20 protein-coding genes and 1 pseudogene are annotated in these 25808 nt (G+C 51.4%); 12 read left to right on the top strand and 9 right to left on the bottom strand.

All coding sequences use genetic code 11. The annotated features are described in order from the left end of the window. The first annotated feature begins 45 nt into the window (after window positions 1-45). From DU002_RS05945 to DU002_RS05935, 3 genes are read left to right on the top strand one after another with little or no spacing between them, the layout of a single operon-like run. Window positions 46-480 carry an HPF/RaiA family ribosome-associated protein gene (locus tag DU002_RS05945; protein WP_114337461.1) on the top strand — a complete coding sequence of 145 codons (435 nt, stop codon included), beginning with the start codon at window positions 46-48 and terminating at the stop codon, window positions 478-480. Further along, window positions 477-1151 carry a Bax inhibitor-1/YccA family protein gene (locus DU002_RS05940; RefSeq protein WP_114337460.1) on the top strand — a complete coding sequence of 225 codons (675 nt, stop codon included), beginning with the start codon at window positions 477-479 and terminating at the stop codon, window positions 1149-1151. The genes DU002_RS05945 and DU002_RS05940 overlap by 4 nt, the downstream gene beginning before the upstream one ends. A 27-nt stretch (window positions 1152-1178) precedes the next feature. Beyond that, window positions 1179-1913: a tellurite resistance TerB family protein gene (locus DU002_RS05935; RefSeq protein WP_114337459.1), complete on the top strand. Its 735-nt coding sequence runs from the start codon at window positions 1179-1181 to the stop codon at window positions 1911-1913. Window positions 1914-2167: 254 nt separating this feature from the next. Here DU002_RS05935 and DU002_RS05930 read toward each other — a convergent pair whose 3' ends face one another. After that, window positions 2168-3658 carry an MATE family efflux transporter gene (locus DU002_RS05930; RefSeq protein WP_199405176.1) on the bottom strand — a complete coding sequence of 497 codons (1491 nt, stop codon included), beginning with the start codon at window positions 3656-3658 and terminating at the stop codon, window positions 2168-2170. 204 nt (window positions 3659-3862) lie between these two features. Between DU002_RS05930 and DU002_RS05925 the strand changes: the two genes are divergently transcribed. Then, window positions 3863-4627, top strand: coding sequence for a ribonuclease H family protein (locus DU002_RS05925; RefSeq protein ID WP_114337458.1), 765 nt, complete (start codon window positions 3863-3865; stop codon window positions 4625-4627). Here DU002_RS05925 and DU002_RS05920 read toward each other — a convergent pair. The 4 genes from DU002_RS05920 to DU002_RS05900 all read right to left on the bottom strand — a co-directional run bounded on the left by DU002_RS05920 (window position 4624) and on the right by DU002_RS05900 (window position 8878). After that, complete coding sequence (locus tag DU002_RS05920; RefSeq protein WP_147271783.1) at window positions 4624-6657, bottom strand: hypothetical protein; 2034 nt, start codon at window positions 6655-6657, stop codon at window positions 4624-4626. The genes DU002_RS05925 and DU002_RS05920 overlap by 4 nt on opposite strands. A gap of 390 nt (window positions 6658-7047) precedes the next feature. Beyond that, window positions 7048-7806, bottom strand: coding sequence for a class I SAM-dependent methyltransferase (locus DU002_RS05910; RefSeq protein WP_114337455.1), 759 nt, complete (start codon window positions 7804-7806; stop codon window positions 7048-7050). Continuing rightward, on the bottom strand, window positions 7806-8507 hold the full coding sequence (locus tag DU002_RS05905) for an LrgB family protein (RefSeq protein WP_114337454.1): 702 nt from the start codon (window positions 8505-8507) through the stop codon (window positions 7806-7808). The genes DU002_RS05910 and DU002_RS05905 overlap by 1 nt, the downstream gene beginning before the upstream one ends. After that, the gene (locus DU002_RS05900; protein WP_114337453.1) at window positions 8504-8878 is read right to left on the bottom strand and encodes a CidA/LrgA family protein; all 375 of its coding nucleotides are present in this window, start codon (window positions 8876-8878) and stop codon (window positions 8504-8506) included. The genes DU002_RS05905 and DU002_RS05900 overlap by 4 nt, the downstream gene beginning before the upstream one ends. Window positions 8879-8985: 107 nt before the next feature. On the opposite strand from DU002_RS05900, the gene DU002_RS05895 reads away from it, so the two are divergent. Then, on the top strand, window positions 8986-9996 hold the full coding sequence (locus DU002_RS05895; protein ID WP_114337452.1) for a 2-hydroxyacid dehydrogenase: 1011 nt from the start codon (window positions 8986-8988) through the stop codon (window positions 9994-9996). 64 nt (window positions 9997-10060) lie between these two features. Here the strand turns inward: DU002_RS05895 and DU002_RS05890 are convergent, their stop codons facing one another. Then, entirely contained in the window at window positions 10061-10606 is a 546-nt protein-coding gene (locus DU002_RS05890; RefSeq protein WP_114337451.1) for a DUF308 domain-containing protein, read from the bottom strand. A gap of 242 nt (window positions 10607-10848) precedes the next feature. Between DU002_RS05890 and DU002_RS05885 the strand changes: the two genes are divergently transcribed. Beyond that, the gene (locus DU002_RS05885) at window positions 10849-11760 is read left to right on the top strand and encodes a carbohydrate kinase family protein (RefSeq protein WP_158537980.1); all 912 of its coding nucleotides are present in this window, start codon (window positions 10849-10851) and stop codon (window positions 11758-11760) included. A gap of 64 nt (window positions 11761-11824) precedes the next feature. On the opposite strand, the gene DU002_RS05880 is transcribed toward DU002_RS05885, so the two are convergent. Then, the gene (locus tag DU002_RS05880) at window positions 11825-12190 is read right to left on the bottom strand and encodes a DUF3192 domain-containing protein (protein WP_114337449.1); all 366 of its coding nucleotides are present in this window, start codon (window positions 12188-12190) and stop codon (window positions 11825-11827) included. 327 nt (window positions 12191-12517) lie between these two features. Between DU002_RS05880 and DU002_RS05875 the strand changes: the two genes are divergently transcribed. The 4 genes from DU002_RS05875 (at window position 12518) to DU002_RS05860 (ending at window position 19544) form a co-directional block, all read left to right on the top strand. Beyond that, window positions 12518-13174: a BUD32 family EKC/KEOPS complex subunit gene (locus DU002_RS05875; RefSeq protein WP_114337448.1), complete on the top strand. Its 657-nt coding sequence runs from the start codon at window positions 12518-12520 to the stop codon at window positions 13172-13174. Window positions 13175-13481: 307 nt separating this feature from the next. Beyond that, complete coding sequence (locus DU002_RS05870; protein ID WP_114337447.1) at window positions 13482-14630, top strand: efflux RND transporter periplasmic adaptor subunit; 1149 nt, start codon at window positions 13482-13484, stop codon at window positions 14628-14630. A gap of 21 nt (window positions 14631-14651) precedes the next feature. Continuing rightward, window positions 14652-17777: an efflux RND transporter permease subunit gene (locus DU002_RS05865; protein WP_114337446.1), complete on the top strand. Its 3126-nt coding sequence runs from the start codon at window positions 14652-14654 to the stop codon at window positions 17775-17777. Between the two features lie 114 nt (window positions 17778-17891). Next, window positions 17892-19544, top strand: a complete 1653-nt coding sequence (locus tag DU002_RS05860; RefSeq protein ID WP_114337445.1) for an alpha-amylase family glycosyl hydrolase — start codon at window positions 17892-17894, stop codon at window positions 19542-19544. 118 nt (window positions 19545-19662) lie between these two features. Here DU002_RS05860 and DU002_RS05855 read toward each other — a convergent pair whose 3' ends face one another. Continuing rightward, entirely contained in the window at window positions 19663-20130 is a 468-nt protein-coding gene (locus tag DU002_RS05855; protein WP_114337444.1) for a methyltransferase family protein, read from the bottom strand. Between the two features lie 34 nt (window positions 20131-20164). Continuing rightward, complete coding sequence (locus DU002_RS05850; protein ID WP_233496433.1) at window positions 20165-21130, bottom strand: LysR family transcriptional regulator; 966 nt, start codon at window positions 21128-21130, stop codon at window positions 20165-20167. Window positions 21131-21265: 135 nt separating this feature from the next. On the opposite strand from DU002_RS05850, the gene DU002_RS05845 reads away from it, so the two are divergent. Further along, the gene (locus DU002_RS05845) at window positions 21266-22537 is read left to right on the top strand and encodes an efflux RND transporter periplasmic adaptor subunit (RefSeq protein WP_114337442.1); all 1272 of its coding nucleotides are present in this window, start codon (window positions 21266-21268) and stop codon (window positions 22535-22537) included. 1 nt (window position 22538) lies between these two features. Further along, window positions 22539-25690 (top strand): annotated as a pseudogene (locus tag DU002_RS05840) (efflux RND transporter permease subunit). Window positions 25691-25808: the final 118 nt, after the last annotated feature.

Genomic DNA, 25808 nt, shown 5'->3' with positions numbered 1-25808 from the left:
TTCAATCTACCCGCTTCCTTTGGTGAATAGTTTGAGGAGTCCACAATGCAAATTGATATGCAATCCCGCGATCTACCGCTAACACCACCTATCCAGGATTACATCCGTCGGCGCCTGAGCTTTGCGTTGGGATCTCAATACGAGAGTATCCGCCACATCACGGTGCGCCTCTCAGACATCAATGGGCCCCGCGGCGGCACTGATATGCGCTGCCAGATACTGATAAAACTGAACAGTAAGGCAGAAGTGGTGATCGAAGACACGCAATCACAGATAAGGGTAGCTATCGATCGTGCGGCGAGTCGTGCAAGCCGCACGGTAACCCGCAAAGTGGCCCGGATCCGCGAAAAAGCAATAAATGCGCCAGATTTTTCCGCGTCACCAAGCAGTGAACAGAGTAAAGCCTACATAGACAAATTGCTGAATGATGATGTCGAATTCTATTTCAACACAGCACCAAAACAAGGAGTAGAGCAATGAACACTTCTTCTATTTCAACGACTTCCAGCGGCACCACGGCAAGCATAATCGCCAGTAATAAAGTGATCCGCAATACCTATATGTTGTTGTCGATGACGCTGTTGTTTAGTGGCGTCATGGCCGCGTTATCGGTGGCGTTCAATCTGCCCCACCCCGGCTTGATAATCACCTTGGTGGGCTATTTCGGCTTACTGTTCGCCACTTATAAATGTCAAAACAGCGGCTGGGGCTTGGTTTCTGTTTTCGCCCTGACAGGCTTTATGGGCCTCACCTTGGGGCCAATCATCAGCAGCTACTTAAGCTTACCTAACGGTGGCCAGGTTGTTGCTCAAGCGATGATCTCAACAGCGGTGATTTTCGTTGCGTTGTCAGCTTACGCAATCACATCGAAGAAAGATTTCAGTTTTATGGGCGGCTTTCTGATGGTGGGTATCTTGGTTGCCTTCCTCGCAGGATTAGGTGCCGTACTGTTTAGCATTCCGGCTCTCTCCTTGGCGGTATCAGGCATGTTTGTACTGCTGATGTCAGGCCTGATCTTATATGAAACCAGCAATATCATGCGAGGTGGCGAAACCAATTACATCATGGCAACCACTTCATTATTTGTCGCTATTTTCAACCTGTTTACCAGCCTGTTGCAGTTACTCGGTTTTTTCAACGGTGATGACTAACAGCGGGACGAAAAGGGGAATCAGCTCATGAATATTCAAAATCTACTAAATCAGTTTATGGGTAGCGGCTCAGCCGCTCCGGCAAGCAGCGCAGCGACCAGTAACAGCAATCAAAGTCAGAGCGTGCTTAGCTCGCTAACCAGCAAATTGCCGGGCGGCTTGGCCGGCGGTGCCGTTGCAGGCGGCGCGATGGCACTGCTGGTGGGCAACAAGTCCGCAAGAAAATTTGCTGGCAAAGCGGCCACCTATGGCGGTGCCGCAGTGCTGGGCGGACTGGCCTTTAACGCCTATCGCAGCTGGCAACAGAAACAACCTGCAGCGCAAAAACAGCCAGCAGCCAACAATCTGAATTCACCGCAGGTCAGCGAAGCCAGCTTTCAATCAGCGGCGGTGCTCACTGACGCGTTTCAACTGACCTTAGTTAAGGCGATGATCAGTGCAGCTAAGGCAGATGGTCACATCGATCAAATAGAGCAGCAACGTATCTATAATGCGGTGGAGCAGATGAAATTAGACCCTGATGTTAAAGCGTTAATTTTCGACGCTATGGCACATCCGCTATCTGCGGAACAGCTGGCTGAAGGTATTGTCTCCATCGAACAAAAATCTGAACTCTATCTAGTTTCATGCTTTGCTATCGACATTGATTCTCTTGAAGAGCAAGTCTATTTGGATCGCTTAGCCTTTGCGTTAAGTCTGCCAACCGACCTTAGCCAACAGCTTCAGGCACAGGCACAAAACGCATTGGCAGACGCGGCCTAACGCCAGCAACCATTAGAGAGACCATGGGTGGGCAAAGGTTTAAAGCCTTGCCCCGGCAGCGGACGCAGAACAGCTTGTTATCTCGACGGAGATGTTTGCCGCATCCGCAGTGCGCCCAAATCTAACAACAGCTTGATCTGTTCTGGTATACGACAAAACACCATGGTCTATTACCCTAACTGTCTCGATTAGCGGGAGGCATTATCACTCCCAAGATCTCTATTGCTACAGGAAAGACGGCAGGGCTGCTGTTTTCATTGGAGATTTCGGTCAGGGTCTGTAGGCAAACTAGCAGGTTCGGCATTGGCTCGCTCTTCAGCCACTTCCGCTTCGGCGCACATGTAAGCGCGACTGGAGCAGAACGGCGTCATAGGCATAGCGGGAGTCACCAACGCTTCACTTGGTGATATTTGCTGCTGATGCCGTATCGCCATCTTCTTCACTTTGGCCAAGGCCCAGGCCAAACCGGCAATGCCAAACACAACCGAACCGGACATCTGTCCAATCAACACGCCTTCCGCCCCCCAGTAATAGCTTCCAACGAGCACCAGAGGGATCGTGCCGATAGAGGCTTTACCCACATTCATCAATGTCGACAGACTGGGGTAGCCCAAGTTATTGAATGCCGCGTTTGATACAAATAGTGCACCATTAAAAGCAAAACTAATGCTGACCCAGGTACAAAAGAACACCAGAAAATCAGCAGAATCCCCAGATAGACCAAAGGCCGATACCAAGCCATTGCGGGCAAAATAGATCAACAGACACACCGTTAATACGTAAGCAAAACAGAAGCCCATCGCGCTGCGTAACGCCTGCTCGATTCGCTCAAACTTCAGGGCGCCATAGTTCTGTCCAATGATCGGGCCAACAGCACCAGACAATGAGTAGATCATACCAAATGCCACCGGGATCAGACGTCCTATCACGGCCCAGCCAGCCACGTAGCCATCACCATATTTAGCGATAGAGGCCGTCACAAATGCATTTCCAATTGGGGTCGCAATGTTGGTCAGAATGGCCGGAAAGGCGACACTCAAAATGGCAGCCAGCTGGGACTGCATTGAGGTGAAATCAAATCGAGCAAACAAACGATGTTTATTGAACACCCCAACCAGGGCAACGATAGCAAGGACCAGACGTGCCATCACCGACGCATAAGCCACCCCCTCCAGACCCAGCCCCAACGCAAAAATAAAGATAGGATCCAGCACCGCATTGGTAGCGCCGCCCGCCAAGGTTGACCACATCGCCAGTTTGGCATCACCCACCGAGCGTAACGCGGCACCGCCGCAGATGGCTAAACCAAGAATAGGCAGTGATGGCAAAAGAATTTGTAGGTAATCAACCGCTAATGCATGGGTACGACCTGTGGCACCCATTAAATGCAACAGGTCAGGCGTGTAGATCCACACCAACGCAGCGACAACCACGCAAATAGCGAAACCCGCAACCAGTACATTGGTCACCAGATGGCACGCTTTTTCCCGATCTTTTTCACCAATCGCCTTCGACACCAAAGCGGTCATCGCAATAGACAGACCAATGCCCACCGACGTCGTAAAGAACAGAATACTGCCGGCGTAACCCACGGCGGCGGCCAGCTCCTGTTCACCCAATAAGCTGATAAAAAACAGGTCGGCCAAGTCCACTAAAAACAGTGCTGTCAGGCCAATCGCATTGGTTGATGACATCACCACGATATGGCGGAAGATACTGCCATGTACAAACTTTGCTGCCGGCACAAATGCTCCACGGGATCAGTTGAATCATGAGTGTAGTAAGCAATACGGCGGAACACAGTATTTGGGTTGTTATGGAGAAATGCCATTTATACTGCGCTAAACCCATTCATGGTCATTGAGACGAGACGAAGGCTTATGCGATGATGCCTCGTTACGCGCAGTTCGGAGATTGCGCCGATCCCTTTTACCGACAGGAACATTACGATGGCCAAAAAGTTTTATGTTGTTTGGGCTGGCAAGCAACCCGGTATTTACACAGACTGGGCCAGCTGCAAAGCCCAGGTCGATCAGTTCCCCGGGGCGCGCTATAAATCCTTCCCGACACAGGCGGAAGCAGAGGCCGCATATGGCGGCGGTACGTCAAGCAAACCCACGGGCAAAGCGCCAGCCAAAAAGCGCAGTAACGGGCAAACAGTGAAGACCTACAGCGCCAAAGAAGTGGACGCCCTGAAAGCGGATATTAAGATCTTTACCGATGGCGGCTGTGAGCCCAACCCAGGTAAAGCAGGCTCTGGGCTGGCAGTATATTTTTGCGGTGAAGTGGCAGAGCTTTGGTATGGCTTATATAACCCAAACGGCACCAACAATACGGCAGAGCTAAATGCACTGCATCAAGCGATGCTCATGGCCAGCAAACAGCTAGACCGAGGCCGTAGTGTGGCGATCTTCTGTGACTCCAAGTACTCGATTCAGTGTATTACGCAGTGGGCTGCAGGCTGGGAGAAAAAGGGCTGGAAAAAGCCCTCTGGCGAAATTAAAAATCTTGAGCTAATCCAAACCATGTACGCGTTGTATCAGACCATTAAAGGCGATATAAAAATATTGCACGTTAATGGCCATGTCGGCGTGGAAGGTAACGAGCTGGCGGATCGCATGTCGATTGTCGCGGTAGACAAAAAGAGCAAGACTTTCCAACGCTATACCGATCCATTAGATGTACCCGCCATTCTCGCACTCAGAAACGGTTAATCAGTCTCAGCCAGCAGCTTGTCTAAGCGTCCCGCAAGCATATCCATATCGATAGGGCGAACGATCTGTTCGCCCTCATATCGTCCATCGCCCTTACTCTGCACAATACGAATAACAGGGCGTCCGGCGATCTGAGCCTTACTCAACGGTGTCTCTCCGTCGCAAATAATCAGTTGATATTGGTTGCTGCTTTGCTGGGCATGCGCCAGTAGCTGTTGTGGCGTCACTCGCTCATGGCGCCAACCAAATTCAGCCAACATAGTTTCAATCACCAACGCCTCTACCGGAGGTAACTGACATAACAACACTTCACCTTGATTGCCTGCTTTTGCCACCGATTGGGTTTTCATTGCCTGCATGCGCCGCCCCGCCAGCCATGCCGTTAACATAGCTTGAGTAATAGGCAGTGGCTGATGATAGACGTCGCTCGCAGTCAGTCGATGAAAACGATCAACCAGCAAGACTCGGTGTCCCTGCCGCTGACAGAGCGTAAGCAAACTCTGCCACACGGTACGGGGAATATGATCAGTATCTAACACCAGGTTCACCCTGGTTTGCGTTTGCTGAAGTAGCGCTTCCGTTGTCACCAGATCAGCCATCAAATGCGTATCGCAACCCAATGATTGTAACTGTGCCTGCACACTTTCCCGCAGTGTTGGCGACTGGCTCACGATGAGTACTTTGCCCAGCTCTGGTGCCGGTTGCGGCACATGAAACCCCTCTTCCACTTCAATCGGCACACGGCACCGCAGGATCACCTCTCCTGCTCCCACATGGGTCAGTTGCAGTTCGCCTTGCAGTAACTGACAAAGTTGACGACACATCGGTAATCCCGGCAGCGGATCAGTGGTGGTGGTTAACAGTTCTTTTTGCCACTGCCGGATCAAGCAGCGGCCAGTCTCATGCATTCGCAACAGTAGCTTTCCAGAGGAAACCGACACATTCAGTTTGATATTCCCAGCATCCTTGGCTTGTATTACCTGCCCCAGCATACTCAGTAATATGCGCTTTAGCTGTGTCCGGTCCGTCGTCACCCGGTTGGGTAGCTCCGCTGAGATAATGGCATCACACTCTAAGCCCTTAAGGTGCGCCGTGGGCACGGTTAGTGCCAGCACCTCCTCAAGCAGCGCTCGAAGATCGAAGGTCTCTGGCGTCACTTGCACTTCGCCCTTCTCCAGTAAGCTGATCTGAGTAAGGTCATCGATCAAGTAGAGCAACTGAGCGGCCGATTGCTCGCTGGCGGCAACCAAAGGTTGCTGCCGCGAATCCTCCAGCTGTGCTTTCAACAGTTTCAGGCAGGCTAACTGCCCCAGCAACGGTGCTTTTAATTGCTCACCTAGCTGTTGGATAAAGTCACTTTTAGCAATGCTGTTCAGCTCGGCCTTGTCTCTAGCAGCAGCCAACTCTTTACTACTGTCGATTAACTCTGCATTCAGCAACTGTCGCTCGACACGCAAACGATAAGTTTCCGTGGTCGATTTATAGAGAAAACGAAAGGTATTAAATGTCAGCGCGAGAAACGGCCCCATCAACATCAAAGCCACCAGCTGATGCTGCTGAGTTCCCGCGACCAACCAGTAAACAGAGAATGGCAAAATCGCACTCAAAGCAAAAGCGCAGAATACACGCCAGCTCATCACCAACACAGCCACAGCGCTAACCACTTCACCGACAACCACCAGCAACGGTACCAGTTGCAAAAGGAATGGTTGCTGCATGGTGAGAATACAAATTATCCCCGCCAACAGGCCAGACGCACACTCCAATCTAACGTAAGCATTTTCCCACTGGTGGGGCGAATCGGTGCTACGTTTTTGTCGAGCCGTCAAATGCCAGCGAAAAACACTGCACAGGACGACCAACCCCAGCCAGATCAACAAAGGGAGATATGGCATTGAAGTAAAAAAGCAGAGGTATGCAACGAGAATGAGGCTGGTGGTTGGGAAAACAAAACTTAAGGACGCAGCTTGGCTATACAGAGTATCCACTCTGCCACGATCAAACTCTTCTGCGCGCATTGGTGAAGGCATAGCAACCACTGTAGGGGAGTTGATGTACTCGATTAAAACGACACTATAACAATGCCCCGATATGCGGCACTACTTATCCATGTTGCTTATGCTAAGCCGGTCTCAGACAATGATTTTAGCTTCACAGATTTGCACAATACTGATTTGTCACTGGCGACCCGAAAGCACTTCTTGCAAACAAATTTGGGTTTCTTCACCAGCTCAAGGAGCGGCTCCCCCCACATCAGCGCATTCTGCCGACGATCCCATTTACATATCTGCTTGCCCATGCAAAAAGCTCTCTTGTGCGTAGTCGCACTGTTCAACTGAGTTAAGTTAAGCACACTCTTCTATCATCGAGCGCAGATAACGGCAAAAGATGACGCTTGCTAAGCAGTACACCTAGCACGCTTAACTGCAAAAATAGATATCAAAACGATGAGTCTTGGTCGTGATCTGCGCGTCTGACTTGCGCTCACACAAAGGGGGCGCATAGTCAGGACGCTTCACCACGACCCGTTTTGTGGCCAGCGCCAGCGCTGGGGCGAGCAATAGATCCGCATCTTCATCGGGGCCAAGCATCGCCTGAAACAGACGCATCTCTTTCTTCACCTGAGCCGATTTTTTGCGGTGGGGGTACATGGGATCCAGATAGATAACCTCTGGCGCATCACCCTGCCAGTCGCTCATGCGATCCACCGCCGAACCGGGTAACAAACGCATACGCTGACCGATCCAAGGGCCGATCTCAGCATCCAATTGTGCTCGCATTAAACCATCTTGCAGCAATGCCGCCGCCACCGGCGAACGCTCTAACATGGTGACCTGACAACCGATCGACGCCAATACGAACGCATCGCGCCCTAACCCTGCGGTAGCATCTAATACCGAGGGGGTGGCTTGCCCACGGGCACCGACCGCTTTCGCTACCGCCTCACCGCGCCCGCCACCGTGTAAACGGCGATGCCGTGCTGCACCGTCGGTAAAATCGACACTCACAGCACCCAATTTCTTGTCTCCGAGATCTTTCAAGCTCAAGCGCTCGGCATCCAGATACAGTAGCAAGCCTGAATCAGGCTGTTTGCGCATCGGCACAAATCCCCACTGCGACACCAGCTGCTGCAGGTGATCACGACGCTCCGGGGTGTCGCTGTGTATCGGTAAGGGCATTAAATTATCCATTGCAGGATCAAAGGTACCAAAATGGGCGCAAGTATGGCGCTGATGGTAGCAGATAATACCAGTGCCAGTGCACTGTAGGCGCCCTGCTCGCCCCCCTCTTGCACGATACGAGCCGTACCTAAGGCGTGACACGCCGTTCCCATCGCAATGCCTCGGGACTTAGGCTCACGGATCCCCATCAAGTTAAGCAAAGGGATACCCGCAATCGCTCCCAACAAGCCGGTAACAATCACAGCTAACGCACCTAACGATGGCTCGCCCTGCATCTGTTCGACAATCATTACCGCAATCGGTGTGGTCACCGACTTTGGCGCTAACGATATAGCAATTTCGGCCTCGGCACCCACCAAGATGGCTAACACCACGGTACTGGTCAGCGCGAAAATTGTCGCCAACGCCACCACCAGCAGTACGCCCGGTAACTCACGCTTGATCTGCTTTATCTGTTTATACAAGGGCACACCAAGAGCCACCACCGACGGGGCTAACAGATCACTTAACCAATGCCCTCCCGCTTGATAGTCAACATAGGGGATACCCAACCCCAACAGCAGACAAACCAGCACCAACAGAGTGATTAACACCGGATTCAATAGTGGATGTTCGATCCGACGCTGCAGATGTACCGCAGCCAGATAAACCAGAATGGTGAGCAAAAAATAGAACAGCGGCATCATTAAATCGCTCATTGACGACGCTCCAACGCCTGAAACAACCAACCCGCTAAGGCCATAATCAGCACGGTACCAAGTAAGCAGGTAAGCAAGATCGCCACCAGACTGTTTGCCAGCAACTCAAGATTATCAATTAAGCCAACCCCGATAGGTACAAATAGCAAAGCCATCCAACGGATCAGGAAGTTCGCTCCGGCCTCAACCCAATGTAATTTCACCAGCCCCAAGCTTAATAACAAGGCTAAAAAGATCATGCCGACAATGCTGCCGGGGAGCACACCGCCAGAATATTTTGCCGCCAACTGGCCGACAAAAAGGCAGAGAAGTAGGATCAAAACACTACTCACGTAGCTTGCGATATGACGACAAAGGGAAGGAAACGTCACAACAGACTCCCATTAAAGTGTGATCTGCATTATATTTTCACCCTCCCCTGGCAGCAAACCTTTGCTGCCCATCTTGCTAAGAAAGTGGCTAAGAAAACTGAGGTACTATGAAAATCTGTTTGTTTAGCGCCAAAAAATACGACCGTGAGTTTTTTGACCTGCGTAATAGTGAATTCGGTTTTGAGCTGGAATATTTTGATATTCACCTGAATCCTAAGACGGCCACCCTCGCCCAACATGCCTTCGCCGTCTGCGCCTTTGTTAACGACAATCTGGACCAGGAAACCCTGGAAGTACTGGCAAGTCAGGGTATCAAACTACTATTGATGCGCTGCGCTGGCTTCAATAATGTTGATCTGGACGCGGCTAGACGCCTCGGTATGCGCGTGGCTCGAGTGCCAGCTTACTCTCCAGAAGCGGTCGCCGAACACGCCATCGCTCTCATCATGACCCTTAATCGACGTATTCACAAAGCTTACCAGCGCACCCGCGATGCCAATTTCTCCCTCGAAGGCTTAACCGGCTTTAACATGCATGGCCGCACGGCGGGTGTAGTGGGCACAGGTAAAATTGGCTTGGCTGCCGCACGTATTCTGAAAGGCTTTGGCTGCGACCTGCTTGGCTTTGACCCCTATCCCAACCCGGAGTTTGAAGCACTCGGAGGGCGTTATGTCGAGCTGCCAGAGCTAATTTCCCAGAGTCAGGTGATCACTCTGCACTGTCCACTCACGCCGGAAAATCAACATCTATTCGATGCCACCGCATTCCAACAGATGATGCCCGGCACCGTGTTAGTCAACACCAGTCGCGGAGGACTGGTCGATTCAGTGGCAGCAATCGACGCGTTAAAGCAGAGCAAACTCGGTGGCTTGGCGTTGGACGTTTACGAGAATGAACAGGATCTGTTCTTTGAAGATCTATCTGACGAAGTGATCCAGGATGACGTCTTCCGCCGCCTGTCCGCCTGCCACAATGTGATTTTCACTGGCCATCAGGCATTCCTTACCAGCGAGGCGCTAACAGCGATTGCTGAAACCTCCCTCGACAATGCGAAAACGTTTCTCGAAGGTCGCGCTAATGGCAACGAGATCGCTGGCGAAGCGCCAGATCATCACTAATTTGATCGGTTAATCATAGCTTTGTTTTGTTCCCCTCTCGAATGAGAGGGGAGATCCGCAAACGCTAGCTGTCAGCTTCAAACATCACCGGTGAACGGGACACAGTAGACCACACGTTCATTCCCTGCATAAACAGACTAACGCCGAAGCAAACACCAATCAGCCATGCAATTCCACTCGCCCCAGAGAGCACGATTGCCACGCCAAGCAGCATACTTAATGCACCTTTGACTTTTTTGGTGGTCGCTGCAGACAGATCATTTTGCGCTGCGCGCCAACTTAGTACGCCGATAAAGACAAAAAATGCACCCAACATGAAGGCGGCCAATCCCAGAGTCAGTTTTGGCATCAAGATCAGCAATACGCCGACAATCAAATAGCCCCAATAAAGGAAACCGGAGATGGTTTGATAACCCGCTTGTTTCATCCGTTTACTGACCGCAATCCCCATAACGCCAGTCAAAGTAATCGCTATACCAACAATAATCGCTGCCGCGATCCCTACGGCAAACGGCAGAATAATCGCCAGCCCCCCTAACACCATCATGGCTACCGCCATGAGTCTTGCTATCGTGCGAGCCTGCTCTGTCATTGGCGCTAATCCAGCCATGGTAAATTCCTTAGCTTGTGAAATTTCAATATTTAATAATCAATACGTTAGCGCCTTCGTCACAGTAAGCAAGCACTGTTAATCAACGCTGACATTTTTTCTGCTGCCGGTACCCGAAACTCAACGCTATGATCTAGCCAAAAGACAACAACACTTAAGGTTTGCTAAAAAGGGCCTCTAGCGAACTGGTGACAGTGAACCCAATGACTATAACTGGTCGACAACTTCGTAAGGACACGTTTATGGCAACTGAAATCATGGTCTCTGGCTTAATCAATATTGAGACCACACTGGCTATCGATGGTTTCCCCCTGAACTACTTTCCGGTCACTTATGCCTTCGACCGCATTAATACGACGGTCTCAGGAGTGGGATATAACGTTGCCAAAGCGTTACATACACTGGGGCACCCAGTGGAAATGGTTTCGATGATTGGCAACGACGTCAATGCCCCCATCGTCGAGACAGAGCTAAAACAGTTAGGCATTAGCCACCACGGTGTATGTCGCACACTGGCGCAAACCCCAGCATCGGTGATCCTGTATGCCCCCGACGGCCAACGCCAAATCCATGTGGATCTAAAGCAGATCCAAGAGACTGAGTTTGATCGCCAGCTATTCGATGAAAAGCTGCGCCGATGCCAGTTAGCTGTGATGTGTAACATCAACTACAACCGCGCCCTGCTCGCAGAGGTGAAAGCCAGTGGTAAGCCCATCGCCACCGATGTCCATGTGCTGGCGGATCCTGATGACGACTACAATCGAGATTTTATGGCAGCCGCCGATATCCTTTTCCTTAGCGACGAAGGCTTGCACGGCCGCGAGCCAGAGGCCTTTATTGGTGAGCTCTATCAACGCTACCACAACCAAATTATTGTCATGGGGCGTGGCCGCGAAGGTGCGTTGATGTTTGTGGCTGAAGACAGTCAGTTCTACCATACACCCGCCATCACGACCCGGCCAATCATCAATACTGTCGGTGCCGGTGATGCGCTATTTTCAGCGTTTGTACATGGCTGGCTGAGCCTAGGCAATCCCTATCAGGCACTGCAACAAGCGGTGCGCTTTGCGTCTTGGAAGATTGGCGAGAAAGGAGCGGCAGAAGGTTTTCTTAACGCCAAACAGCTGGATGAACTGAGTCAGACGACTCGCTAACTATTGTCATCACAAAGTAATAGGGCGCAGCTGCGCCCTATAGAGTGCCACCCTGATCGCTCCGTTAGATCTGCGCTACCGCGCTATCACCCCAACCGATCAACTGGCCATTTTTAAAGACTAACGGTGTGCACTCATCTTTGCTGGTGATACCATCTTTTTGCTGGCGCTGTGTGCGGTAATACAACAAGCGATAGTTGTCATCGCCCTTCACCAGCTTCTCATCAAAATCAGCGGTACCCATGGTCATTCGCACCTGATCCATCGCCGCGCCGACTTCCATTTTTTCCAGTTTTTCGCGGTTGATTCGCTCCCGATCTTCCCAGTCAGAACTCCAGCTGGTGCGGTCGCCATCGCCGCCAACAGCGATAACACATCCAGTTAATGTCAGTGGCAATGCCAACGCAAGTAGCAAGCAGGTCTTCTTCATACAACTATCCCTTAGTAAGTCTAACTATCTCGGATAGTTAATTAGCAACGCGCATGCCAAAAACATAACCATCTGTATTTATGAAATAAATTATATAACTGGATACATATTGAACAACAGTAAATAATGAGTTTGACCACTGTGTTGTCGATTTGACTAACTCACTGTGAAAACACTGTTCGCTTTGTTCGATGACAAAAAAGGTGATCGAGCTCTCTGCTTAATCAGAGGAGTAAAACGGGGCGGCTTTCCATTGACCTCAAGCAAAGTCAAATAGATGCAACAACTTAGAATCGCACTATCAGTGACGATGTAATGGAAGCAGTTATGCAAACAGCAGGGCAACAGCTAGGTACAACATTGGAAACCGAGCAAGGGCTACTGACACTCACCGCTTTTCTCGGCCGCGGCAAGTCAGCCTATTCCTATTTGGCCACCAATAACGGCTGCAAATACGTCGTCAAAATGATGCATGACGAACCGTGTCCCTATTATGATTTTGGCAATCAGAACAAAGTCACGGTTGAACTGAATGCCTATCACACCCTAGACCGCCTGGGCATACCCGTACCTAAGTTACTCAGTCACGATGAACAGCGTGGATTTTTGGTCAAGTCATACATTGAAGGCGTATTAGCAAACGACCTTATTGCAGATGGCAATGTCGAAACAGTGTTGCCACAGCTCTATCAGATCTCAAAAATTGCCCAACACGCAGGCCTGAATCTGGACTACTTTCCTGCCAATTTTGTCTGCGCCGACAACCAGCTATTCTACGTCGATTATGAGCACAACCCTTATGACTCTGCCTGGGATCTGCACAATTGGGGGATCTATTACTGGGCAAATAGCGCGGGGATGGCTGACTACCAACGCACCGGCGATATTCTGAACTTAAATCAAACGTTGGATTCAGGCATTCCTATCAAAGCGCCGCTGCAAAGTCGAGTGAACAATTGGCAGCAACGCTATCAACACGGCTAGCGTGACATCGCAGCATCAGTTCACATCAGACAACACGCCGATTTTCTAACGAGCACAGTCTAAATCTAGTGGAAGCTCGATAAGCGACTTGATTCATTAATGAATTTATCAAATTCATGGTTTTTCATAGAGAATATCGTCTATCCTTAAAGCCAGAAAAAATGCGCTGATTCATAAAGTTAGCCACCGTCTTGCAGCATCCGCTCATGGCTAGAATCATCATGATGGGATGTTAAACAACATTTCCGAAATAGACCTCACCATTATCACTTGGGTAATGAAATTTAGACGTAATTTGAGATTCAATATGAACAAAGTACACGGAACATTGCACTGGACACTTTGTATAGTCGGACTCTTGCTAGCTACGGGATGCGACAATAAACAAGCCCCTCCTCCCCCACCGAAACCCAGTGTCATCGTGGTTGCAGCGGGTATTGAATCCATTACACCTAACAGTGAGTTTGTTGGTCGTACCCAAGCCAATGAAGACACCACCATCAACGCCCGTGTCTCTGGGCTACTGCTACGAAGAGTGTTTCAAGAAGGCGCCGATGTCGCCAAAGGTGATCTGCTGTTTGAAATTGACCCAGACACTTACGCCACCGAAGTTGCTCAAGCAGAAGCTCGGTTACAGCAAGCCGTTGCGGCAAAAAAGGTTGCCTTCAGCAATTATAACCGCGGTACGGAGATCTTCGCTGCTGGCGTCATCAGTGCCAAAGAGATGGATGAACTGACCGGCTACAAGCTAGATACCGAGGCGGAAGTTTCACGGGCCAAAGCGGCATTAAAAGCCGCCAAACTCAATCTCAGTTATACCAAAATTGTCGCGCCTATCAGTGGCCGAATGAGCCGCTCGAAAGTATCCGAAGGCGATCTCATCTCCCCCGAACGCTCACTCGCAACCCTAGTCAATTTAGATCCTATTGAAGTCAACTTTCAGGCCAGTGAGAAGGTTATCGCCAAGTACCGCAATGACGGTGGTGATAATGGCGAACCAGCGATAAAGGCATCTGACCTGGTCATCGAGATGCGTCTGCCCAATGGCGAGATGTACGAACAGACGGGTCAGATCGATTTTGTCGATAACCGCGTTGACCCCACCACAGGCACCGTCACCGTCCGAGCGCTGTTTGCTAACTCCAACAAAGCGTTACTGCCCGGCATGTTCGTCACTGCAATTGTCAATGTGCCAGAGCAAGTTGAGGCACTACTGATACCCCAGGTCGCTATCCAGGAAGATCAATTGGGCCGCTTTGTTCTGGTCGTTAACAGCGACAATAAGGTGGAAAAAAGGCAAGTGAAAATGTCCGGGCGCTACGGCGTTAAATGGCGCGTGGAGTCAGGCCTCGAAGCCGGTGAAAAGATCATCATCGAAGGGCTGCAAAAAGTGCGTCCAGGGTTAGAAGTTGAAACCCAAATGGCAGAAGCCACACCATTCGAAAATCAAGGCTGATTTTAGGCAGGGAACATACTTATGATCAGTCAGGTTTTTATTAATCGTCCTAAATTCGCCTTTGTTATTGCCATCGTTTTGACCCTCTCAGGGCTGCTGTCGATGATGGTGTTACCGATCTCCGAATTCCCCGATCTGGCGCCCCCCAGCGTGAATGTCAGTACCTCTTATGCCGGTGCCAGTGCTGAAACCGTCAAGGACACCATCGCCAAGGTAATTGAAGCCGAGGTTAACGGCGTGGAAGGGATGATCTACATGGAATCCCGCTCCGCCAATGATGGCAGCTACAATCTCACGGTCACTTTTGAAGTGGGTACCGATGCTGATATGGCGCAAGTCAACGTCAGCAATCGGGTACAGATCGCCACCGCTCGCTTACCTGAAGAGGTCAAACGGGAAGGGGTGAAGGTAGAGAAGCAAAGTCCTAACCTGCTGATGGCTGTCAGCCTGTTCTCGCCGGATGATCGCTATGACAACCTGTTTATCAACAACTACATGGCGATCAATGTTAAGGACAACTTAGCTCGGGTTCCTGGCGTGTCTAAGGCCGACATCATTGGTTCGATGGATTACGCCATTCGCATCTGGCTCAACCCAGACCGCATGGCGGGCTTAGCCATTACCGTCAATGATGTGCGGGAATCTTTGCAAGAACAAAATGTTCAGGTACCGGCAGGACGCATTGGCGCACCACCCGCCAGTGGCGATCAGAAATTTCAATATACGTTGCAAGCCAAAGGCCGCCTCACCGATGTCGAAGAGTTTCGAGAGATCGTGCTGCGCGCCAATGAAGATGGCAGCAGCGTCAGGCTCAAAGATATCGCCCGGATCGAGTTAGGCGCACAAAGCTACGACGCAGAAGCACTGCTCGACGGCCGCCCCTCTTCGTTGATCTTTATTAACCAAGCATCCGATGCTAATGCCCTAGAGGTGGCGAAAGGTGTTCGTGCCGAAATGGCCAGGCTAAAGCAGAACTTTCCGGAAGGGCTAGACTGGGGCGTTTACTATGACACCACCAGTTTTGTTGAGGTATCCATTGAAGAGATGATCGTCACCCTGCTGCAAGCCCTTGGTTTGGTGGTGTTGGTGGTCTATCTGTTTCTACAAAACATCAGACAAACCTTGATCCCGGCAATTGCGATTCCGGTCTCCTTAATTGGCACCTTTGCTTTTCTGTTGGCAACGGGCATGACCATCAACACAGTGACACTGTTCGCATTAATCCTTGCCATCGGCATCGTGGTGGACGACGCCATCATCGTGGTGGAAAACGTCACCCGCTTAATGGAAGAACAAGGGATGTCAGCGCGGGATGCCACCATTGAATCGATGAAGCAGGTCACCGGTCCGGTGATCGCCACCACCTTGGTACTGTTGGCAGTGTTCGCCCCCACCGCTGTAATGCCTGGGATCACCGGCAAAATGTATGCACAGTTCTCCGTGACCATCTGCATTGCGGTACTTATCTCATCGGTGAACGCACTGTCCCTGAGTCCAGCATTGTGCGCCGTGATGTTGAAAGCACCAAAGCAGCATGACAAAGGCTTTCACGCCTGGTTCAACAAACAGTTTAATCGCCTTACCAGTGGCTACAGCGGTTGGGTCGCCTCGTTGGTGCGCAAGTCGCTATTGGTCGGCGTGGTCTACCTCGTGATCATCGCCAGTATCGGCGGTTTAAGCCAAGTCCTGCCCACCAGCTTTGTTCCCACCGAGGACAAAAAAGCATTCTTTGTGGATATCCAGTTACCTGATGGCTCCTCGCTGAATCGCAGCAAAGTGGTGGTTGAGCAGATGATCGCGGCAGTAAAAGAGGAACCCGGGGTCGAAAAGGTGATATCAGTGAGTGGCTACAGCATTGTATCCCAAGCGGTATCGTCCAATGCTGGGCTGTTGATTGTGACATTGGCTGACTGGGATGAACGTGAAGATCCCGCTCTCACGGAGGCGGCCATCGTACGCAAAGTGCAAGGCAAGCTAGCAACCTTTCCACAAGCCAGAGCCTTTGCCTTCTCATTACCTCCCCTGCCCGGCGTAGGTAATGTTGGTGGCGTTGAGTTCTTTCTACAAGACACCCAAGGGCGCCCAACAGAAGAGATAGCAGCCACCATGGGCGGCATGATTTTAAATGCCAATGAGCGTCCAGAAATCGCTGGCGCTTTCAGTAACTTCCGTGCCGATGTGCCACAGTTGTTTGTCGATGTAGACAGGCCAAAAGCCAAAGTACAGGGGATCTCGCTGACCGAGATATTTTCAACCCTGCAAACCATGTTGGGCTCCTCCTACGTCAACGACTTTAATCTTTACGGCAAAGTATTCCGGGTGATGATGCAGGCAGAAACCGAATATCGCGATGAAGAATCCGATTTGATCCGGTTTTATGTGCGCACCCAAAGCGGCGAAATGGTGCCATTGAGTACTTTAATCACCACCAGCCCGATTCTGGGACCGGAATATGTCCAGCAATTCAACCTGTACAGCGCCACCAAGATCAACGCCTTCCCCATGCCAGGGGTAGCCAGTGGCGACGTGATCAAAGCGATTCAAGAGGTTGCGCAAACCCTGCCCGCTGGCTACACCACCAGCTGGAGCGGGCAAACCTATCAAGAGATCAAAGCCGGTAGTCTGGCCCCCCTGATCTTCACGCTGGCACTGTTATTCACCTACCTATTTTTGGTGGCGCAGTATGAGAGCTGGACCATTCCGGTGGCAGTTATGTTGGCAGTACCAATTGCGGTGTTTGGTGCATTCGCGATGGTGCTGGCGTTGGGCGGCGAGATAAACCTCTACACCCAAATTGGCTTAGTACTATTGATCGGTTTGGCGAGTAAAAACGCCATTCTCGTGGTGGAGTTTGCCAAGCAACTCCGCGAGGAAGGCAAATCCATTCTTGAAGCCGCAGAAACCGCAGCCCGGCTCAGATTCAGAGCCGTGTTAATGACCGCGTTCTCTTTTGTCTTAGGCATACTGCCACTGGTCGTCGCGACGGGTGCAGGTGCAGCCAGTCGACGTTCACTGGGTAACGCCGTCATGGGCGGCATGTTAATGGCCACCATTGTCGGCACCCTGCTGGTACCGGCGTTCTACGTCATCATGCAAAGCATGCGCGAGAAAGTGAAAAACAAACCCGCAGCCAACTCAACCGAGTAGGTTGAAATTCCACCCCTAGGGTGGATTTAGCCACTACCTTAAAGTGGTTAAATCCTTAGTCATTATCTTAAAGAGCAAATCCGCTCAATAAGCAAATGACCTAGGGAAGTGGAGATGAACAAAGCGAACATAGGTGGCATCCTGTTAATCAGCACGCTGCTATCCGCCTGCGGCGGCAGTAGCAGTGGCTCAACAGCCGGAGGCGGCACCACCACGCCACCGGCGCCTACTTACCAAGCCTATCCGTGCGATGCAGACCTTTACGAACAGGCCAACCGCCTGCGTATCTATCAGGTGATGACGGAAGCGTTTATCGATGGTAATACCAACCTAGGTTACGGCATCGGTTACGGCCCCAGCCCGCACGAAGGCGACATTCAGGGCATTATCGACTCACTGGATTACATTCAATCCTTGGGAATGAATGCGATCTGGCTAACCCCCATATTTGAATCCATTCCACTGTCCAACCAAGACGACTCTGTCACCCGACTTGATGCGACCGGCTATTTCGCCACTAACTATTTCGCCATCGACCCCAATTTTGGCGATTTAGAAGATGCCCGTAACCTGGTTGACGAAGCCCACGCCCGTGGCATCTATGTGTTCTTTGATGCTGTGTTTGGCCATCATAAAACCAACGCTCCTGGCTACGCCTCGCCCAGCGGCTTAACCCTGTCGGGACAAGGCCAAAGTTACAACGGCCTAGCTAGCACACAGCGAAGTGTGTTTCCAACCGATCTCGACTTCGTCAAAGAAGTGGCGAGTTACTGGATTGAAGAACTAAAAATTGATGGCTGGCGTCTAGACGTGGCTAACGAAGTCCCCGTCGGCGCTTGGGGCGAAATACGCCAACTGGTCGAGCAAACAAGCCAGTCCGTCGAGTATCAAATGGATGGCGATACCGTCAATCCACTAGGCTACATGGTGGCCGAGATCTTTGATGGCAGCGGCCAATTCGTCAGGGATCTGGGCTATGGGGAACCAGAACAACCGGGTATCTGCTCCGCCTTTGACTTTGCCATGCGCTATCAAGTGGTTAAAACCTTAGCCGTCGAAGAAAACGGCGCAGGTGATCCGCTGCCCAGCCAGCTACAGCTGGGCTGGCAACTCAACCAAGACAACCCCAGTCATGCCCACCCTAACCTGTTTGTCTCAAACCATGATCTGGTGCGGCTTGGCGATTTAATCCAGCGCGGAGGCTTCCCCGCGCAAGAGTACTGGTCCAGGCACCGTGCTATCTACAGTTTTGTCGCCGCCTACACCGGCCCCATTACCTTGTACTACGGCGATGAAATTGGCGATGATGTGGAGAATTTTGACCAACGTAACAGCCCGTGTAACGGCATTACCATGATGTGCGATGACCATGTGGCACGCTCCAGCGGCAAGATTGAAGGCCTGCCCCACGGTGACGATCGCACCCTCTTTCAAGCGTCGGCAGAACAGATCGCATTGCGCCAATACATTACCGAACTGATGCAGCTTCGCGACCAACACCCTGCCCTCTACAACGGCCAACGCATCGCCCTACTGGCTGACGACAGCACAGGTTTATATGCCGACCTGAAAGTGGCCGACAGTGAGCGGATCCTGTACCTGTTAAATACCACGAGTACAGACAGTGCATGGACGGTTGATGCTACTCAGTTAGCGAACGCCGCCTCACTGACCAACCTGCTGACAGGAGAAACAGTGGCAGTGAATGGCAATGTGAATATCCCGGTCGCCGCACTGACAGGAGAGTTTTGGTTACTGAATAATTAGCGGCAAGGTGAAGATCGGCAAACTGTCACTCCCCAGTTTACCGATCTTTTTCTTTCTTCTATCTGATTTAAGCCCTCTCCTAAGTGAGAGGGCTTAGGTGAGAGATTTTTCTACAGCCCTAAACCCAACGCCTGACCCGCTGACAGTATTCTTGGTAACTCTCACCAAATTTCTTCTCTAACGCCTGCTCTTCGTGGCGGATCTGGTATCTGTCCATAAATAGCCAGTAGGCGACAACCCAAAGCAGAGTCCATGGGTTGCCCAAAATCAGCACCCAAGCAAACAGGGCGATAACAAATCCAACGTACATCGGATTACGGCTGTAATTAAAAACACCTGCCACCACCAGCTGGTTGCTTTGCTCCGGAAATCTAGGGTCAACGGTGGTTTTAGCGCGGCGGAAGCTGATGACTGCGGCAACGCAAATGCTCGCGGCCAGCAGACATAAGGCGAACCCCAACCAGAAGGACGTGCGCGTCACCAGGGAGCTCATATCAAAACAGGCGCAGCTAAGTGCCATCAACACCGCGACCAGTATCGCCAGCGGCACTGGCATATGGATCCATCCCTGCTGCTTTTTCATCATTACTCCTTTCACGCAATTTGAACGGCTAATTGACCTAGCTAGCGTCTTTGCACTGCGGGCAGATCCGCGCTTTCAGTTCACTCATATGCCGATCGTAATGCTCTTTGATAATACGGTTTACATGGCCGCGCAACCAGCACAGGCCCTTGTCGTTTTCCTGCCGTTTATGCCAGGCACTGCCAACAGATGTTGGGGCTATGTCGATCGGTGGCTCCATCACCGCCAGTTCACCATTAAAAATGGCCTGCTCAACGGTAGAAGACGGGATCACTGTGATCAAATCTGTTTCTTTCAACAAGGCGGGCACGGTAGCAAAGTGATTTACTGTCATTGCCACTCTGCGCTTCATCCCTTTTTGCGCCAAAACCTGATCGGTGTAGCCGGTGATCTCGCCAGACAGAGACACCAACAGATGGTCCGCGGCGGCAAAGCGTTCCAGTGTCAGTGGTACTTTTGTCAGCGGGTGGTCCAATCGCATCACGCAGGCATAACAAGGGTTAAACAGGAACTCGGTTCGGATCACGTTGGACGTGCTGGATTGCGCCCCCACCAGCATATCGACATCGGCGTCATGAAGCAGTGATTCGGCATTCGAGATAGTATACGGCACCGCATGAATATTGATGCCCGGGGCAGATTGTTCAATGACTTTTCGTAACGGCCGCCACACCACATCAACGATGGCATCGGCAACCGCAATACGAAATGTACGCTTGGCAGTCGCGGGATTAAATTCATTCTGGTCGACTGCATCTCCCAACTGCTGCAGCGGCTCACGGATCTGCGCCCAAAGGTTCTGAGCATACGCCGTCGGCTGAATATTGCGCCCATCTTTGACGAACAGTTCATCTTTCCAAACAGAACGCATACGTGACAGGGCATTAGAAACTGCTGGCTGACTGAGCGCCAAGCGATCTGCCGCTCGGGTGATAGAGCCTTCAGTCATGATGGCATCAAACACCATCAAAAGGTTTAATTCCTGATTACGCAAAACATCCACCTACCATTTTCGAGTTGTTATAAGTAAATCACAGATTCATAACATTTGTGAATGCATTACATATGAATTAATAATTATTTTTATAAGGTGATCTTGATCATACTTCTCTCCACACCACGCTTTGGAGGGAAAGTGATGTTCGATTTCAACCTATCTAGATTCAAAAAATGGGTGCTGGCGGGAGGTACTCTTCTTCTATTAGCCGCCTGCGGTAGTGATCCGCAAACCCAGCCCACCCCTTTGATGACGCCACCATCGGTCTCTGTAGCACCGGTCATCAGTCAACGATTAACTGAGTGGGACGAGTTCACTGGCCGCCTTGAAGCACCAGAAAGTGTACAACTGCGCCCACGCGTCTCTGGTTATATCGAGCGAGTGGCATTTGCCGAAGGTGCATTGGTTACGGCTGGACAACCGCTTTTTTATATCGACAGCCGCCCATTTGAAGCAGAAGTTAAACGCTTGCAGGCAGAGCTTAACGTCGCAAAGAGCCAGCAAAAACTTGCGGACCTCAGCTATAACCGGGCACAAAAGCTAACAGCAACCCATGCCATGTCGGAAGAGATCTATGACCAGCGCCAAGCCGCATTAACCCAGGCGTATGCCAACGTGGCTTCAGTCAATGCCGCACTTGAGCTAGCGCAACTGAACCTCAGCTACACCGAAGTCACTGCCCCGATCAGTGGTCGCGTATCCAAAGCCAACATCACCAAAGGTAACTACGTTACAGCAGGGGACACCATCCTCACCTCTCTGGTCTCTACCGACAAGGTGTATGCCTATTTTGATGCCGACGAACAGACCTATCTCAAGTACGTCAAGTTGGCGCAAGAGGGCTCCCGCGCCAGCGATCGCGATGTACAGCATCCGGTGATGATGGCGCTGGCTAATGACACCGATTACCCCCACGAGGGCATCATCGATTTCATTGATAATCGCGTCAATCCGAGCACAGGTACGATCCGTGGTCGTGCCGTCTTTAGTAATGACAAACAGATGTTCACCCCTGGTCTGTTCGCTCGGATCAAGCTCACCGGCAGTGCCAGCTACCAAGGCATTCTGATCGATGACAAGGCGATAGGTACCGATCTGAATAACAAGTTTGTGCTGATCTTGGACGAAACCAATACCGTGCAGTATCGGCCCGTAATACTCGGCGAGAAACTGCAAGGCCTGCGGATTATTCAGTCAGGCCTCAAGGCGGGTGACACCATCGTCGTCAATGGTCTACAACGGGTGCGTCCAGGTACACCCGTTGCGCCACAACAAGTCGCTATGACCGACAACAAAACACTGGCCAAACTCAAAGCCATACAACGGCAGTTAGACAGCCAAGCCAACCGAGTTCACCTCGCTGCGGCAGGGCTTAGTACGCAGAATGCCAGCACTGCAGTGACCGGAGGCTAAGATGAGATTGTCACAGTTCTTTATTCATCGGCCGATCTTTGCTGGCGTATTGTCGCTGATGATATTCATTGCTGGTGCCATTGCCGTATGGCAACTACCGATCACCGAATACCCGGAAGTGGTGCCTCCCACCGTTGTCGTCACTGCCAACTACCCCGGCGCCAATCCAAAAGTGATTGCCGATACCGTCGCCTCGCCGTTAGAGCAGGAGATCAACGGCGTCGAAGATATGCTGTATATGTCATCACAGGCCACAGCTGATGGCCGCATGACGCTTACCCTGACCTTTGCCATCGGCACCGACCCCGACGATGCCCAAGTATTAGTCCAAAACCGTGTTGACCGTGCCCTGCCCCGGCTGCCACAAGAGGTACAACGTTTAGGGGTGGTCACCCAGAAGTCCTCACCCGACCTCACCATGGTGGTTCATCTGACATCGCCGGATGACAGCTACGACATGCTATATCTGTCGAACTACGCCCATCTCAATGTCAAAGATGAGTTGGCACGCGTGCAGGGGGTAGGAAACGTCGAACTGTTCGGTGCAGGCGAGTTCAGCATGCGTGTCTGGCTAGATCCGGAGAAGGTCGCGGCACTGGGTTAAACCCCGGTGATATCGTGGCCGCGATCCGGGAACAAAACCAGCAGGCAGCGGCAGGTTCGCTCGGCGCGCAACCCACCGGCGACAGTGAATTCCAATGGTTAATCAATGTAAAAGGTCGCCTGTCTGATGAAGCAGAGTTCGGCGATATCATCATTAAAGTCGGCGAACAGGGAGAAATATCCTATCTAAAAGATGTGGCTCGTATTGAACTAGGTTCTGACTTCTACGCTCTCCGTTCTTTGCTAGACAACAAACCTGCGGTGGCTCTGCCTATCTTTCAGGCACCGGGTTCCAACGCGATTCAGATCTCTGATGATGTCCGCGCCACCATGGCTGAATTGAAACACTCTTTCCCGGCAGGCATGGATTACGCCATCGTTTACGATCCCACCGTGTTTGTCCGCGGCTCAATTGAAGCTGTGGTAAGCACATTATTTGAAGCGATTTTACTGGTGGTACTGGTCGTCGTGCTGTTTTTGCAGACCTGGCGCGCCTCTTTGATCCCGTTAGCTGCCGTACCGGTTTCTCTGGTCGGTACTTTTGCCATCATGCACCTGCTGGGCTTTTCATTTAACGCACTGTCGTTGTTTGGTTTAGTGCTGGCCATCGGTATTGTGGTCGATGATGCCATTGTGGTGGTCGAGAATGTCGAGCGAAATCTGCGCGAAGGGTTAAGTCCGGTTGACGCCACCAAACAGGCGATGCAAGAGGTGACCGGCCCAATTATTGCCACCACACTGGTGCTGGCGGCAGTTTTTATTCCCACCGCCTTTATGTCAGGTCTTACCGGCCAGTTCTATAAGCAGTTTGCACTGACCATCACTATCTCTACGGTGATCTCGGCGATCAACTCGCTGACCCTGAGTCCAGCACTGTCCGCATTGCTACTCCGGGCAGAAGACGCGCCAAAAGACAAGCTCACCAAACTGATAGATTTTCTGTTCGGCCGTTGGTTATTTGCGCCATTCAATCGTCTATTTGATAAAAGTGCCCGCGGCTATACGGCAGGGATCGGCAAACTCATCCGCTTAAGCGGTGTTGTCGTGATCCTCTACGCTGGATTGATGGCATTGACCTATCACCAGTTCAACACCACCCCAACAGGCTATGTACCGGGGCAGGACAAGATGTATCTGGTGTCATTTGCTCAACTTCCCGATGCCGCTTCGCTAGATCGCACAGAACAGGTGATCCGCGATATGTCCGCCATCGCCTTACAACATCCGGGCGTAGAAAATGCGGTCGCTTTTCCCGGCCTCAACATCAATGGCTTCACCAACAGCTCTAGTAGCGGTATCGTTTTCGTTGCCCTGAAACCATTTGCTCAGCGCACCTCGCCCGAGTTATCCGCCAATGCCATTGCCGGCCAACTTAACCAACAATTTGGTGCCATTCAGGATGCGTTTATTGCCATTTTCCCACCGCCGCCGGTGCAGGGCTTAGGTACCATTGGCGGCTTCCGTTTGCAGATAGAAGATCGCGCCAACCTCGGCTATGAAACCCTCTATCAAGTGACGCAGGAAGTCATCGGCAAAGCCTGGGCTGCGCCGGAACTGACAGGAAACTTCAGCAGTTTTCAGGTCAATGTACCGCAACTGGACGTCGATCTGGATCGCGCCAAGGCAAAGAGTCAGGGCGTACGCATTGATGATGTTTTTATCACCATGCAGGCCTATTTAGGTTCTCTCTACGTCAACGATTACAACCAGTTTGGCCGCACCTATCAGGTCAATGTGCAAGCAGACCAGTCATTCCGTCAGGAGCCAGACCAGATCAGCCAACTGAAAGTGCGTAACCAACAGGGCGAGATGATCCCCTTAGGCTCCTTTGTCACAGTAGAACACAGTGCCGGACCCGATCGGGTGATGCATTACAACGGCTTTACCACTGCTGAAGTCAATGGCGCGCCAGCGCCGGGCTATAGCTCAGGCCAAGCGCAAGCGGCGATAGAAAAGATCTTAGATGAGACCCTGCCTATTGGGATGACCTACGAATGGACAGATCTCACCTACCAGCAGATCCTCGCCGGTAACGCCGCCATGTATGTGTTCCCCTTAGTGGTGCTGTTGGTGTTTCTGGTATTAGCTGCCACCTATGAGAGTCTGAGCCTCCCCATGGCGATCATTCTTATTGTGCCAATGACACTGCTATCGGCAATGACCGGCGTGATCCTGACCGGTGGCGATAACAACATTTTCACCCAGATCGGCTTCATTGTGCTGGTGGGGTTAGCCACCAAGAACGCGATCCTGATTGTCGAGTTTGCCAAAGAGTTGGAAGAGCGTGGCATGGGGGTGATAGAAGCGATTAAGGAAGCGGGACGATTACGTTTACGCCCGATCCTGATGACATCGTTCGCCTTCATCATGGGTGTGGTACCTATGGTGTTTTCAACTGGTGCAGGTGCAGAGATGCGCAAAGCCATGGGTGTTGCCGTGTTCTCCGGCATGATAGGGGTCACCGTATTTGGCTTAGTACTGACACCTGTTTTCTACTATCTGCTACGTCGGCGTAGTCAGCCGCCATCAGCAGCAAAAGCCGATAGATAGATAGATAACCCAAGTTTTGAGGCACTCGACCACACCACCGAACCCTCCTAATCTCGGTGCGGGTGCCTCATTTTCTAATTCCTTCACCACTGCTCCACGTTGAGCCATGTTCCAACAA

It is taken from the genome of Corallincola holothuriorum (assembly GCF_003336225.1).
Classification (GTDB): domain Bacteria; phylum Pseudomonadota; class Gammaproteobacteria; order Enterobacterales; family Neiellaceae; genus Corallincola; species Corallincola holothuriorum.
The sequence above is the reverse complement of the archived record's forward strand: the minus strand, read 5'-3'. Positions and strand labels throughout refer to the sequence as shown.